Annotated in this window: 13 protein-coding genes and 1 pseudogene; 5 read left to right on the forward strand and 9 right to left on the reverse strand. The window is 55.4% G+C overall.

Going from position 1 to position 14,245, the window contains the following annotated elements; translation table 11 throughout:
- Positions 1-48: 48 nt before the first annotated feature.
- The 3 genes from Q3V30_RS01195 to Q3V30_RS01205 form a co-directional block, all read right to left on the reverse strand.
- The gene (locus Q3V30_RS01195) at positions 49-1,182 is read right to left on the reverse strand and encodes a GNAT family N-acetyltransferase (protein WP_306209694.1); all 1,134 of its coding nucleotides are present in this window, start codon (positions 1,180-1,182) and stop codon (positions 49-51) included.
- A gap of 131 nt (positions 1,183-1,313) precedes the next feature.
- Positions 1,314-2,681 (reverse strand): MFS transporter, encoded by a 1,368-nt coding sequence (locus tag Q3V30_RS01200; RefSeq protein ID WP_306209696.1) that lies wholly within the window; start codon positions 2,679-2,681, stop codon positions 1,314-1,316.
- Positions 2,682-3,010: 329 nt separating this feature from the next.
- Positions 3,011-3,910, reverse strand: a complete 900-nt coding sequence (locus Q3V30_RS01205) for a LysR family transcriptional regulator (protein WP_306209698.1) — start codon at positions 3,908-3,910, stop codon at positions 3,011-3,013.
- A 212-nt stretch (positions 3,911-4,122) separates the two neighbouring features.
- On the opposite strand from Q3V30_RS01205, the gene Q3V30_RS01210 reads away from it, so the two are divergent.
- The 4 genes from Q3V30_RS01210 (at position 4,123) to Q3V30_RS01225 (ending at position 6,494) form a co-directional block, all read left to right on the forward strand.
- On the forward strand, positions 4,123-4,455 hold the full coding sequence (locus Q3V30_RS01210; protein WP_306209700.1) for a helix-turn-helix domain-containing protein: 333 nt from the start codon (positions 4,123-4,125) through the stop codon (positions 4,453-4,455).
- Positions 4,456-4,493: 38 nt separating this feature from the next.
- Positions 4,494-4,742 (forward strand): hypothetical protein, encoded by a 249-nt coding sequence (locus tag Q3V30_RS01215; RefSeq protein ID WP_306209702.1) that lies wholly within the window; start codon positions 4,494-4,496, stop codon positions 4,740-4,742.
- A 94-nt stretch (positions 4,743-4,836) separates the two neighbouring features.
- The gene (locus Q3V30_RS01220; protein ID WP_306209704.1) at positions 4,837-5,343 is read left to right on the forward strand and encodes a TIGR00645 family protein; all 507 of its coding nucleotides are present in this window, start codon (positions 4,837-4,839) and stop codon (positions 5,341-5,343) included.
- Between the two features lie 254 nt (positions 5,344-5,597).
- Positions 5,598-6,494, forward strand: coding sequence for an alpha/beta hydrolase (locus Q3V30_RS01225; RefSeq protein WP_306209706.1), 897 nt, complete (start codon positions 5,598-5,600; stop codon positions 6,492-6,494).
- A gap of 78 nt (positions 6,495-6,572) precedes the next feature.
- On the opposite strand, the pseudogene Q3V30_RS01230 reads toward Q3V30_RS01225, so the two are convergent.
- From Q3V30_RS01230 to Q3V30_RS01250, 5 genes and pseudogenes are all read right to left on the reverse strand, one after another.
- Positions 6,573-6,707, reverse strand: a pseudogene (locus Q3V30_RS01230) (LysR family transcriptional regulator); the annotation flags it as partial.
- Between the two features lie 74 nt (positions 6,708-6,781).
- Positions 6,782-7,540, reverse strand: a complete 759-nt coding sequence (locus Q3V30_RS01235; protein WP_306209708.1) for an iron ABC transporter ATP-binding protein — start codon at positions 7,538-7,540, stop codon at positions 6,782-6,784.
- The gene (locus Q3V30_RS01240) at positions 7,537-8,532 is read right to left on the reverse strand and encodes an iron chelate uptake ABC transporter family permease subunit (RefSeq protein WP_306209710.1); all 996 of its coding nucleotides are present in this window, start codon (positions 8,530-8,532) and stop codon (positions 7,537-7,539) included. The genes Q3V30_RS01235 and Q3V30_RS01240 overlap by 4 nt, the downstream gene beginning before the upstream one ends.
- On the reverse strand, positions 8,522-9,481 hold the full coding sequence (locus Q3V30_RS01245) for an ABC transporter permease (protein ID WP_306209712.1): 960 nt from the start codon (positions 9,479-9,481) through the stop codon (positions 8,522-8,524). The genes Q3V30_RS01240 and Q3V30_RS01245 overlap by 11 nt, the downstream gene beginning before the upstream one ends.
- Entirely contained in the window at positions 9,474-10,433 is a 960-nt protein-coding gene (locus tag Q3V30_RS01250) for a siderophore ABC transporter substrate-binding protein (protein WP_306209714.1), read from the reverse strand. The genes Q3V30_RS01245 and Q3V30_RS01250 overlap by 8 nt, the downstream gene beginning before the upstream one ends.
- Before the next feature lie 378 nt (positions 10,434-10,811).
- Here Q3V30_RS01250 and Q3V30_RS01255 point away from each other — a divergent pair, with 378 nt between their 5' ends.
- Complete coding sequence (locus Q3V30_RS01255) at positions 10,812-12,773, forward strand: methyl-accepting chemotaxis protein (protein WP_428979275.1); 1,962 nt, start codon at positions 10,812-10,814, stop codon at positions 12,771-12,773.
- Between the two features lie 68 nt (positions 12,774-12,841).
- Here Q3V30_RS01255 and gorA read toward each other — a convergent pair whose 3' ends face one another.
- On the reverse strand, positions 12,842-14,194 hold the full coding sequence (gene gorA, locus Q3V30_RS01260; RefSeq protein WP_306209718.1) for a glutathione-disulfide reductase: 1,353 nt from the start codon (positions 14,192-14,194) through the stop codon (positions 12,842-12,844).
- Positions 14,195-14,245: the final 51 nt, after the last annotated feature.

The raw sequence follows: 14,245 nt of genomic DNA on the forward strand, positions 1-14,245 counted from the left end.
CGATTTGCGGGCGAGTTCTCCGTTAAGGATATTAATTACTGACTATTTTCAGTTCTCTTCCCCCTGGCGACGATAGGGCAAGGCTTCACGCGCCTCCTCTGCCCAGGCCATTACCCCGGCACGCTCCTGCTGCAGGAAATCCGCTACGGCTTCATGCAGCCCCTGATGGCGGAGGTAATGCCAGGATTCGGTAATCACCGGTTCAAAACCGCGGATCAGCTTATGCTCCCCCTGCGCACCGGCATCAAACCGCTGCAGGCCATGAGCAATGGCATAATCCATGCCCTGGTAAAAGCAGGTTTCAAAATGCAGGCGGTTAAACTCTTCCAGACAGCCCCAGTAGCGGCCATAGAGCGTGGTACCGTCGAGCAGACTGAAAGCCATGGCTGCCGCCAGCCCGTTTTGCGTGGCGAAAACCACCCGAATGGCCTGCGGCATTCTCTCTGCCAGCAGGCTGAAAAAGGCGCGGGTCAGATAAGGCCGCTGGCCGCGCACGGCGTAGGTGTTGGCATAGCAGGCATAGACAAAGTCCCAGTGGGATTCGCTGAGCTGGCTACCCGTCAGCCATTCAAACTCAAACCCCTGGCTTGCAACCAGCTGCCGCTCTTTGCGGATCTGCTTGCGCTTGCGCGACATCAGCGTATCCAGGAAGTCCTGAAAATCGCGGTAGCCGGGATTGTGCCAGTGGTACTGACAGCCAAGACGGGGAAGCCACTGCGCCTTTTCTGCCAGCAGCTCGCGCGTTTGCGCATTGCCGAAATTGATATGCGCGCTGTGTAACTGGCGCTGTTGCAGGAAGTCGGGTATCGCTGCCAGCAGCTGGCGGCCCGCTTCCGCCTCTCCCAGCAGCCTGGCGCCGGTGACCGGACTGAACGGCACGGCGGCGAGCCATTTAGGATAATAGGGTAAACCGGCGCGCTCGCACGCCTCTGCCCAGGCGTGATCGAAAACGTATTCGCCTCTGGAGTGCGATTTACGGTAGCCAGGCAGCGCCGCCCGCACTTCCCCCTTTTCTGTCCAGAGCAGATGTTCAGGCTGCCAGCCGCTGCCTTTGCCCAGGCAGCCGCTCTCTTCCAGCGTGCTGAGAAAGGCATGGCTGATAAACGGCTGGTCGTCTGGCGTCAGGGCATCCCACTGACTGGCGGGAAGATCGGCCAGCTGCGTCAGAAGGGTAAGAGACATAGAAGCACTCCGTGGAGATTGTACGTACGGGAGTCCGTACCGGAAGCCCTAAGGTGAAGGTTTTCAGCGCGAAGATCAACGGCTGATGCTGCCACCGCACGCGGTGCTAACCCCGTGCGGTGGCAGGATGCTTAGCGCACGCCATCCGTCAGCGTATAGCGCTGATTATCCTCTGGCGTTTCACCGCCTACGCGCACAATTGGCCCCATAATAAACAGGAAGCAGATCGCCGCGACGATGCAATGCGCGCCAACAAAGATCAGCCCCACGCTGTAGCTGCCGGTAAGCGCAACCAGATAACCAAACATTATGGGGGTGACAATCCCGGCAATGTTCCCGACGCAGTTAAAGATGGCGCCCGCCAGGCCAACGGCTTCTTTCGGCGCGGTATCGCTGATTATCGCCCAGGTGCCCGCACCCGCCGCAATTCCTTTGCCATAGAAAGCAAAAGACATAATGGCAATCACCCAGAAATTGCTGTTGGCGCCCGCAGCGGCTATCAGCGTGGCGGCCATCAGCATGCCGACGATATAGGGCGTCTTACGCGCCCAGGAGACCGACCAGCCGGTGCGGATCAGGTAGTCTGAGATAATGCCGCCCGAAATCCCGCCCGCAAAACCAAACAGCGCAGGGGCAACGGTGGCAAAGCCGGCATGAAGGATATCCATGCCCCGCGCCTGCACCAGATAGATAGGGAACCAGGTAATAAAGAAATAGCTCAGCGCGATAGTGCAATATTGCCCGATATAGGCGCACCAGAGCATCCGGTTGGTGAGTAATTTACGGAAGGTGGCCCGTGAAAGCCGGTTTTTATCTTTCCGCGCCTCGGTAGAATCGATATCAATCAGCCCACCGCCCTCAACAATATAGTTCAGCTCCTGGGGAGTGACGCGGGGATGCAGACGCGGCTCTTTCATATACCAGAGCCAGGCAAAGAAGGCGGCGATGCCGATGACGCCCAGCACAAAAAAGGGCCAGGGCCAGCCGAACTCGGAAACCAGCCAGCCGGAGAGCGGAGAGAAAATGCCGACGGCAAAATATTGTGAAGAGGCGAACAGGGAGGAGGCGCGACCCCGTTCAGCTTTGGGGAACCACATAATGGCCACGCGGGCATTTGCCGGGAAGCTGGGCGCTTCAATCAGCCCGAGGGCAAAGCGCAGGCTGAACATGATAATTAAGGCGCTGGTGAGCCCGTTAGCAAACTCCCCCACAAAGCCCATTGCCAGCGTGGAGAGGGACCATAACACCAGCGTGACGCCATACACTTTTTTGGTGCCGAAGCGGTCCAGAAACAGGCCGCCGGGGATCTGGCCAATCACATAGGCCCAGCTAAAGGCGGAGAGCACAAACCCCAACTGAATAGGCGAGAGGCCGAATTCATCTTTAATCGCCCCGCCCGCTATCGACAGAATAGATCTGTCCGCATAGGCAATAACCGACAGGAATAATATCAACATTAATATCCAGACGCGGACATGCGATCCATTTTTAGCCGTCATAGTAATGACCCTTTTAGTTATTATCGCCGGGGTAAATGAAGTGATTCCGTGATTAGCATTGGCCAGATATTCAGGCAGGCAGGTGAGTGTAGGGCGCCACTGCTAATGCGTATTCAGTCAACTATAGGAGCGCCCTGGCGGGCTGGTCATTGGGCTTTTGTCGAAATAAGCGCGGCAATTCAGGGCTGAATTCAGCCAGAGTCACAGCCTGGCATGAGGCGTCTCACATTCCTGCAACTGCACGGCGGGCGGGCAAAAAGGCTTTGCAGGAATGTGCTCTCCGTCGAGGATTCTCTTACCAGAGTTATCTATGGCAGGCGCTGAGCCGCTCAGGGATCCATCATGCTGGGGCCGGTCTCTTTCAGGAAATTATAAAACCAGGTTTTCGCGGTGATATCGCCAATTTCCGTGTTGGCGTAGACAAACACCTCCTGGTTTGGTAGCTGGAACGGCAGCTCAAGCAGGCGACCATTGCCGCGGCGCAGGTAGATTTTGGCTGCCAGAGAGGGGAGGGTAACCAGCAGTTCACTGGAGGCGATGAGCTCCCCTAACGCCGCAAAATGAGGGACTTCCAACGCAATATCCCGCTCCAGAGCGTACTCTTTCAGCCGGTCTTCCACGCTGTGATGACCGCTGGTGGCAGCGACAATGATGTGCTGCTCCTGCATATACTCATCCAGCGAGAGCGTGGCGCCAATCCGGGGATGGTGGCTGTTCAGCAGGCAGACGTAGCGTTCGGATAAAATCAGCTCACGCTGAGCGGAGGAGACGGTCTCATTACGGTTGCAGATAGCGGCATCAATCTTGCCGGTCAGCAGCCAGTCGTTAAGTCTGAGCGTATCTACCGCAATTACCTCCAGCTGGATCGACGGTGCGACGGCGCGCAGCGCAGCCACCAGCCTGGGCAAAATCAGCAGCTCGCCTAAATCTGAAAGCGCCAGCCGGAATTTATGCCGCGAGGTGGCAGGAACAAAGGTTTTAGTGTCGGCCACTGCCTTTTCGATGCCGGTCAGGGATTTTTTGAAGACTTTATAGAGCTGGACGGCGGTCGGCGTCGGTTCCATCCCGGTACGGCTGCGCTTGAAAAGCTCATCATTCGTTTCATTTCTCAGGCGGGACAGGGCATAGCTGGCGGAAGGCTGGGTAATAAACAGGCGCTCCGCGGCACCGCTAACGCTGCGCGTTTCATAGATAGCGGTAAAAACGCGAACAAGGTTGAGATCCATCATGGCCACGACCTATAGAGGTTGTCTATAAAGGGAGATTTAAAATATCTATTTGAACTATTTTATTCTTCTTTATAACATTCGCACCATCTTCTTTTGATATGTTGCAATATTTTTTGCATATCTCAGGTTTTACCAATAAAAACATAAACATATAAAATTCATCGCGCAAGTGGCGACGGCTTTGTGCAGGCTGTTGTCAGGGGAGAGGACAAGTGAAAGGCGAAATCGTAGAGGTTATTATCGACTGGATTGAACAACATCTGGACGACGGGTTAAATATTGAAGCCGTAGCGGCGCGTTCAGGTTACTCAAAATGGCACCTGCAGCGCGCTTTTAAAGAGAAGAAAGGCATGACCCTCGGCACCTTTATCCGCTGCCGCAGGCTGGATGAAGCGGCAAAAAGTCTGGTCAGCTCGCATAAAACCATTATGACCATTTCAATGGATCTCGGTTTTTCTTCCCAGCAATGTTTCCAGCGCGTCTTTAAAAAGCATTTTAACGTTACGCCAAGAGATTATCGCAACCAGCATCGTGAATGGCGCTGAGCCAGGCCAATCCTTTTACTTTATAAACTGATATGCCCATGAAAAAACAGACACTGCTGCTGATCACTCTGGTGATGAGCAGCCCGGCTTTTGCCTCTACCGCTGCCCTGCATGCGCCCGTTAAGCTTGTCTCGTGCGATCCGGGCAGCTGCTTTACCGAAACCGGATCGGGCGACGACCTGACTCAGGGCGTAGCCGGTTACGGTCGTCAGGTTCAGCGGGTCATGAAGCAGGTTGATGAGATCGGCTCAGTTGACGCTGTGAGTTTATCGGCATGGGGCCGCTAACGTAAAATCACTTAAATTCCGCCCAGCCGCGCTAGCGTAATGCAATAGTTCCTCAGTTATACTGACGCTCGTGTTGAATTGCTTACGGAAAGCTATGGAACGTTTTGCTGAAAATCTCATTTATGCTTCTCGCTGGCTGCTGGCGCCGATCTATATCGGGCTCTCTTTAGGGCTGCTGGCGCTGGCGATCAAATTCTTCCAGGAAGTATTTCACCTGCTGCCCAACGTGCTGGCGATGGCGGAAAACGATCTGGTGCTGGTTTTGCTGTCGATGATCGACCTGACGCTGGTTGGCGGGCTGCTGGTGATGGTGATGCTCTCTGGCTACGAGAACTTTGTCTCTAAGCTCGATATTGCCGACCATAAAGAAAAGCTCAGCTGGCTGGGCAAAATGGACTCCGGCTCGCTGAAAAATAAAGTGGCCGCCTCGATTGTCGCTATCTCTTCCATTCACCTGCTGCGGGTGTTTATGGATGCTAAAAATATCCCTGACAATAAACTGATGTGGTACGTGATCATTCACCTGACGTTTGTGCTCTCCGCTTTTGTTATGGGCTACCTCGACAGCCTGTCACGCAAAGAAAAAGTCAGCAGCCACTGATCCCCTCTCTGCCCGGCTTATCCGGGCAGAAGACTTTTTTCGACCAGATCACATTTTTGCTTGCATCAGACGGGTCAGATCGCATAAAAAGCGGTGAAGAGCCGTTACCTCATGCCGATAAAAAGAGATATTCCCGACAACACTCCTTTTCAATCCAGTGAAATGGCGATTGCCGCCTTTCTGCTGGCATCTTCATTGCATGAGTTTTTCAGAGAAAGTAATGGGTTTCTGTTTATTGAGGACGGATATGCCAGATGATTAGTCGTCGTCGGTTGATACTGGGCACCGGCGCCACTGTGCTTGCCATGACCACCGGAAAATTGTTTGCCAGAGAAGACATTATTCCACTCTGGCAGGATGAACCTCCGGGCGGCGGCGGACCGAGCGGAAACCTGCGGGTTTCTGCCAATGGCTCATGGTCAAATATTGTCAGCCCGGCGATCCAGCGTTTCCAGCCGGAAAACCCTAACGGGTCGGCCGTGCTGATTGCGGCGGGCGGCGGCTATCGCTGGATTGGCATGGGCGGAGAAGCCTGGCCCGTTGCACGCTGGCTGAACGCCCGTGGTTATACGGCCTACGTCCTCAGCTATCGTCTGCCGCACGAGAAGTGGCATGCCGCCAGTCTCGCCCCGCTGCAGGATGCGCAGCGCGCTATCCGTCTGGTTCGCTCAATGGAAAGAAAGGTGCATCTGCTGGGCTTCTCGGCTGGCGGTCATCTCTTCGGCATGGCGGCTGCCCGTCCTGATTTTGCCACTTATGAACCTCAGGATGCGCTGGATCAGGTGGTGCCCGTGGTAGACAGCGTCGGGCTAATCTATCCGGTGATCACCCTTGAGCCACCCTATACGCACACCATGACGCACCAGCAGCTAGTCGGAAAAAATGCTACCGCAAATCAGGAGGCGAACTGGTCAGTGGAAAATTACGTTACCCGGAAATTCCCGCCAACGTTTCTGGCTCAGGCTGAAGACGATCCGATTTCCAATCCTCACAACACAGTGATCATGCATGATACTTGCCGCAGAATGGGCGTGCCGGTGGAGCAGATTAACATCACCCGTGGTGGCCATGGCTTCGGTTTAGGCAAAGCGGGTACGCCCGCGGCCCTGTGGGATGAAGCCTACGCCATCTGGCTGGATGCCCGCAGATAACCTCCCCGTAAAATCCCTTTCATCTTCCCTGTTCAGCATTTTTTGACGACTTATTAAAGGTCTTTTATCACTTTATCCCAACGTACCCTCTGCAAGGTGAGGTTCAGCCAGGTAGCGAGGCAGATAGCCGCATCCCGGACCGGCGAGCTGGGCCTGCACCTTTGCACCGAAATCATGCACGCTGAGGATTTGTTGTTCATCCAGCACGCGTAAGTCCCTGGCCGCTGCGTGTCGGCCTTTCTGTGGATGCCGGTCGTTACGCGTCTGCTTAAAAACTGGCTCAGCCCTCAGCGGTAATAGACCGCAACGGGCTGGCCGTTGATCTTCTCGATAGTGACCTCCGTATCAAAAATATCGCCGAGCACCGCAGAGGTCATGATCGCCTGCGGCGCGCCGCGATAGAGGATTTTGCCCTGTTTCATCGCAATAATGTGGTCTGAATAAGCGGAGGCAAAATTGATATCGTGGATCACCAGCACGATGGTTTTCTTCAGCTCATCGGCGGCGCGCCTGAGCTGTTTCATCATCGCCACGCTGTGCCTGATATCCAGATTATTTAACGGCTCATCCAGCAGCACATATTGGGTATTCTGACAGAGCACCATCGCTACAAAAGCGCGCTGCCGCTGTCCACCGGAGATCTCATCAAGATAGCGTGCCTTCAGCGGCATCAGATCCAGAAAGAGTAAGGCGGCATCAATATGCTCACGATCCTCTGGCGTCAGACGTCCCTGCGACCAGGGATAGCGCCCAAAACTAACCAGATCATACAGGGTTAAACGGCCGGTAAAATGATTCTCCTGGCGCAGCACAGAGAGTACTTTTGCCAGCTCGCTGCCTGACGTACGCTGCACATCCAGACCCTTTACCAGGACGCTGCCCGCTTCCGGCAGGAGCAAACGGCTTATCACTGCCAGCAGCGTGGATTTCCCCGCACCGTTGGCGCCAATAATGGAGGTCAGCCCGCCCTCCGGCAGCGATTCACTGATGTTGTCCAGCACGGTGGTTTGCTGATATTTTTTTACCACCCCATTTATTTCGATCACTTTGTTGTCTTCCTGATCAACAGATAAAGGAACAGCGCGCCGCCAGCAAACTCAATGACCACAGAGAGCGTTCCGGTCATATTCAGCAGCCGCTCCAGCACCAGCTGACCGCCGACCAGCGTGATGATGCCCGTCAGGATCACGCCAGGCAGAAGATACTGGTGACGGTGTGAACCAACAATCTGGTAACTGAGGTTTGCCACCAGCAGCCCCAGAAACGTCAGCGGCCCAACCAGCACGGTAGAGACGGCCACCAGCAGGGAGACCAGCAGCAGTACGACCATCACCTTTTGCTGATAAGCCACACCAAGATTGATAGCCGCCTCACGGCCCAGCGCCAGCACGTCCAGCAGATGCCGCAGACGCCAGATCACCACTGCCGTCAGCACCACAATTACCGCAGAGAGAGCAATAATCTCTGGCGCGGCGCGGGTAAAGGTGGCGAACACCCGCCCCTGCAACACCGCAAATTCACCCGGCGCCAGCAGGCGTTGCAGCAGGCCAGAGAGGCTGCGGAACAGCGTGCCAAACACCAGCCCCACCAGCAGAACCTTATGCAGATCAACGCCTCTGCCCGCCAGCAGCCAGCGGTAGAGCAGCACTGAAAAAAGCAGCAGCAGCGACGTTTCACCAAGGAATTTGCCCACGGTGCCCAGCACCCTGAAGCCATCCGCATCGATAAAAAAGATCAGTGCGGTCTGAATCAAAATAAACAGCGCTTCCAGGCCCATAATCGAGGGCGTCAGGATGCGATTGCTGGTGACGGTCTGGAACAGCAGCGTGCCTGCGCCCGCCGCGAACGCTACCAGCAGCATGGTGGCCAGAATCAGGCCACGGTGAACAAGGATATAGCGCAGATTGCCGTGCAGGTTCACCGTCATAAACAGTACGATGGCCGCGAGCGCAATGACTGCAAGCAGCAGCAGGCGCTTAGGTGGCGAAGGCTTTTTTGCTGCAGGCAAAGGTGCGGATAAAGCGGTATCAGCCTGCATGCTGCGGCCTCCTGGTCAGAAGCCAGAGAAACAGCAGCGCACCGATAACGCCAAGAATGACGCTGACCGGCATCTCGAACGGCCAGACAATCAGCCGCCCGACGATATCGCACAGTACCACCAGCCCGCCGCCGCATAAGGCGACCCAGGGAAGGGTTCTGCGCAGGTTATCGCCCATCGCCAGGCTGACGATGTTTGGCACAATCAGCCCGAGGAAGGGGAGCACGCCGATCACCACCACGACCACGCCGCTGATTGCCGAGACGATCGCCATGCCGGTCAGCAAAATATGCTGATAGTTGAGGCCAACGTTGATGGAAAACTCCCGCCCCATGCCCGCTACGGTGAACCTGTCGGCAATCAGCAGAGCGACCAGGGTCAGCACGCCAACCAGCCAGAGAAGTTCATAGCGCCCCTGAAGCACGCCGGAAAAATCACCCGATTCCCAGCCTCCCAGCGATTGCAGGAGATCAGTTTCCATCGCCAGGAAGGTGGTCACCGAGCTGAAAATTGCGCCAAGCATAATGCCGGTCAGCGGCACCATCAGCGGGGTTTTGATACGCATCCGTTGCAGCAGCGTCATAAATAACGCCGTTCCACCCATGGCAAACAGTACCGCAATCACCATCTTCGTCAGCACGGAGGCGGCGGGATTAACGATCATCACCAGCAGCAGGCCCAGGCTCGCCGACTGCGTGGTGCCCGCTATTGAGGGCTCCACAAAGCGGTTCTGCGTCAGCATCTGCATAATCAGCCCCGCCACGCTCATCGCGCTGCCTGCCAGCAGCAGCGCCAGCGTGCGGGGGACGCGGCTGAGCAGCAGGATGTCGCGCATATCTTCATCATGCCAGATCCCGCTCCAGCTCATCTGGCCTGCGCCCACCATCAGACTGCAGGCCATCAGACCCAGCAGGGCTGCCAGGCCTGCTAAGAAGGAGAGTTTATTCATCGGCAGAAACGAGCTGGCGCTTATCCAGTGCGGTGCTGATGGTATCCATCAGCTGGCTGTAGCTTTGCAGACCGCCAGCGATATAGAGCGAAGCAGAGTCAAGATAGACAATATGCTGATGCTGCCACGCGCTGGTTTTGCGGATCAGCGGGTTATCCAGCACCTGCTGAGCAGACTGCCCCTCTTTGCGGCCTATCGCGTTATCGCGATCCAGAACGAAAAGCCAATCAGGATTGGTTTGCAGAATAAATTCCGGGGAGACGACATTGCCGTGGCGGCCGGTTTGCTTAAAGCGGGTAGCAGGCTCAAACCCCAGGGCGTCATAGATAAAGCCGAAGCGGGAGCCGGGGGTATAGGCAGACATCTTCCCGCCGTTGATCATGATAACCATGGCCGTGCCCGCCTGCGCCGACTTCGCTTTGATAGCGGCGATCTTCGCAGCAAAGCCCGCCAGCAACGTTTTTGCCTCTTCCTGCTTGCCAAAAATGGCAGCAAGCTGCTCTGTCCGCTGCGTCAGGCTGGCGACGAAATACTGAGGGTCTGTATCCAGCGCGATGGTTGGCGCGATTTCGCTAAGCTTGTCATAGGCATCGCGGGCGCGGCTGCCGGCGATAATCAGGTCCGGGCTGGCATTCGCCAGCGCCTCATAATCAGGTTCAAACAGGGTGCCTGCATTCAGGTAATTGTCGCCCTGATATTTCGCCAGGAAGGGGGGAAGGTGGGCGCTGTTTTTAGGGATGCCCGCTACCGGAATGTTCAGCGCATCGGCATTATCCAGCGTTGCCGGGTTGAGAATAATCACCTTTTGCGGCTTAAGCGGCACCTGCGTTGTCCCTTGTGCATGTACGACTGTTAACGTTTCTGTTTTTTCCGCCGCAAAAGCCAGCGGAAAAGATCCGATCGTTAATCCTGTTATGACTAGTGAGGCCGCCAGCGCTGAACGAATTTTCATTTTCTCTCCTGAAAGTGAAAGGGGATCGATTGTTGAATGCTAATGATTCGTATTCCATTTTGTCTTGATAATACGCGAACGCGGCGGGGAATAAACAGGGTTTTTGTATAGGATTGTCAGTGCGTTGGGCCTGGTAAGGCTGGCAGAGGAGCGCAGCGCGTCCATACAATCTCCCATCCCCTATAAAGTTTCCCCTCCAACGGGCGATAACGTTCAGGTATTGAGAGTCAGAAAGCACAAGACGCGTTTTCTCCTGATACCGAGTTCTTCTCGCGTATGGATCATGCCTTTAGCCCTCCTTTTTACACCACACCACTCATTTCCATCACCACTCAAAACCTATAATTAGAAAGTAAGGTAAAAACCATGTCTTTATTAATGGCCATCAGGCATTGCCTGTCCGCTCCCCTTTTCCGCAGCAAAAGTAGCCCGGCAAACGGGACTTTTGATTGCCAGAGCCTGCCTGCATCACTTTCGCAAGCGGGGCTTAGCAACAAAGCTTCCGGGATCCTGATGACCTTTGTACCACCCCAGGCGGACTTCGCGCGGGTCAGCCAGGCCTGGCAACGTTTTACTTCCGCCGATCTCACAGTGCTGACGCTCTCCTCCAACGGAGCCCTGAGCAGCAGCGGAAAAGAGACCACCTATTGTGAAGGGGCGGGGCAGCAGGGGAGCTGGCTGTGGCTACCCGACAGCCTGATTGCCCGTCATGAAACGCATATTGTTGACCTGCACGTCAACGATACGCAGACCGCTACCGATCGAATTAAAGCTATTCAGCGTGAGTTAGAGCGGCTCAGGGTGCAGATGCCTCTCTCAGCAGACCAGACTTTTGCAATGATCTATTGCGACGGTCTCTCCGCGTCAGAAGGGTTCTTTATGCAGGCCTGGTATAACAGCGGGCGTTTCCCGTGCCTGGCAATAGGCGGATCGGCAGGCGGTAAGATTGAGTTCGACGGCACATGGATTGGCGTGGGCGGCAAGATTTTGCAGGGCAAAGCGGTGATTGTTTTCTGCCAGATGGCCGCAGGGAAATCCTTCGCACCGTTCAAAAGTCAGAACTTCATTCCACGCGATAAAAGCTGGCTGATAGCGGAAGCCGATCCCATCGCCCGTACGGTGACCTCTGTGTTTGATCAACAGGGGCAGCAGGTTCCCTTCACCGCAGCGATCGCCAGCTGGCTGGGTTGTAAGGAGCCACAGCTGATGGATAATCTTAAAGGACTGACGTTTGGCGTAAAGGTAGGCGAGGAGTATTTCATTCGGTCAATCGCTAAGATTGAAGCGGGCAGCGTACAATTTTTCTGTGACCTTGAGTTTGGCGATCGCCTCTATCTGCTGGAAGAGACCGATTTCAAACAGGCCACACGGCAGGACTGGCAGGCATTCATTGCTAAACGAGGTAAACCGGCCGCGATTCTGATGAATGACTGTATCCTGCGGCGGGTAGGTAATGAAGGGCAGTTACATAATGCGCATTTCTTTAAGGGCTTACCTGCGGCGGGCTTCTCCAGCTTTGGCGAAATTCTTGGTGTGCCCATTAACCAGACGCTGTCAGCGCTGGTGTTCTTTAATCAGGACGTAAAGGCGATGACGCAGTTTCCGGTGGAATATGCCGTCTATGCCGGGCATTACGCACAGCGTGCGCTGCGCCGTTGGGAAGCGCTGAACGCTATTCAGACGCGAGTGCTGAATCGGGTGGTGGATTATCAGCAGGAGCTGACGCCATTAATGCAGGCGCTGCCGATGCTGGAATCTGCTACGCAAAATCAGAATGAAACGCTGGGGCTGGCGGAAAACAGTATCCGCTCTATCAGCGATATCGCCCTGCAAAGCCAGCAGGCGCAAAGTCGTCTTGGGGAAGGACTGGACGATCTCGAAAAGATCTCAACCGGTATCAATGAAATCACCAGCGGTATCAGTAATATTGCCTTCCAGACCAATCTGCTGTCGTTAAACGCGGCGGTAGAAGCGGCCAGAGCGGGCGAAGCGGGACGCGGCTTTGCGGTAGTAGCCGGTGAGGTTCGTCGGCTGGCGCACTCTTCAAAAGAGCAGGCCGATTCCACCGCTGGTAATATCAGCCAGGCGGTAGAGACCATTTTCCGTATTCGCAACGTCGCCAGCAAAACGGTGGAAACTTCTGCCGAGATGGCCGAGCGCAGCATCGCCGCCGCCGATGCGATTGCCGCGATGAGCCACAAAACCAACAGCGAGCGTGAAAGCATCGCAAAACATCTGGGCAGCCTGCGGACGCTGACCGCCGGGATGGACGCGATGCAGGAGGCGGTGGCACAGCTTACGGTGTTGCAAAAGCTCTCCACAGCGAACGAAAAAGCGTAATGCGTCTGTGACAATAGCGCATCAAAAAAGCCAGCATTCGCTGGCTTTTTCTTTTGGTGATTAGCGCCTTAGCGCATGGTCACGAACTCTTCAGAACCGGTCGGGTGGATAGCGACAGTGTTGTCGAAATCTTTCTTGGTGGCGCCCATTTTCAGCGCCACGGCGAAGCCCTGCAGCATCTCATCCATGCCGTAGCCGATACCGTGAATGCCGACAATTTTTTCATCCTTGCCCACGCAAACCAGCTTCATGCGGCACGGCTGGCGGTGCTGGGTAACAGCGGTGTACATGGCGGTGAAAGCAGATTTATAGACTTTCACAGCGTCATCACCATATTTTTCACGCGCTTCTGGCTCGGTCAGGCCCACGGTGCCGATTGGCGGGTGGCTGAAGACCACGGTTGGCACGTTGCTGTAATCCAGATGCTCTTCCGGCTTGTTGTTAAACAGGCGCTCGGAGAGGCGACGCCCTGCGGCAACCGCTACCGGCGTCAGCTCTACCGCACCGGTGTTGTCGCCCACGGCATAGATGCCCGCCACATTGGTGTTCTGGTATTTATCGACGTTGATGTAGCCTTTTTCGTTCAGCTCCACGCCGGTGACATCCAGGTTCAGGTTATCGGTCATTGGCTCACGACCAATGGCCCAGACCAGGCAGTCAACCGTCTGATCCTTGCCGTTTGCCAGTTTTAGCGTCAGGCTGCCGTCAGCGTTTTTAATCACCGCCTCAGGAACAGAGTCAGTATGCAGCTGCGGGCCTTCAGTGTTCATCACTTCAACCAGCGTTTCAACGATCAGCGGATCGAAACTGCGCAGCGGCGCATGCTTACGTACAAACAGGTGCGTTTCTGAACCCAGCGCGTTAACCACGCCTGCGATCTCAACCGCGATATAGCCAGCGCCCACCACAGCGGTGCGTTTTGGCAGGGCATCCAGCTCAAAGAAGCCGTCGGAATCGATACCATATTCCGCACCCGGGATTGTCGGGCGGGTTGGACGGCCGCCGGTGGCGATCAGGATATGGTCGGCAGTGATTTTTTCGCCGTTCACTTCTACGGTGTGCGCATCCACAAAGCGGGCATAACCTTTGATCACGTCAACATTGTTTTTACCCAGCACGTTATCGTACGAGGTATGAATGCGATCGATATAGGCGGTGCGGTTTTTCACCAGCGTGCCCCAGTTGAAGCTGTTGACGGTGGTATCGAAACCATAATCGGGGCCATACTGATGGATAGCTTCAGCGATCTGCGCCGCGTGCCACATCACTTTCTTCGGAACGCAGCCGACGTTCACGCAGGTACCGCCAAGATCTTTCGCTTCGATCAACGCACATTTCTGTCCGTACATAGCCGCACGGTTAATAGAGGCGATGCCGCCGCTGCCGCCGCCAATGGCAAGATAGTCATAATGTCTGGTCATCGGGAATTCCAAAGTTAGTGAAATGAATTGGCAGTAGTGTAACGCCACTCG

Source organism: Erwinia pyri (assembly GCF_030758455.1).
In the GTDB taxonomy this organism is placed as follows: domain Bacteria; phylum Pseudomonadota; class Gammaproteobacteria; order Enterobacterales; family Enterobacteriaceae; genus Erwinia; species Erwinia pyri.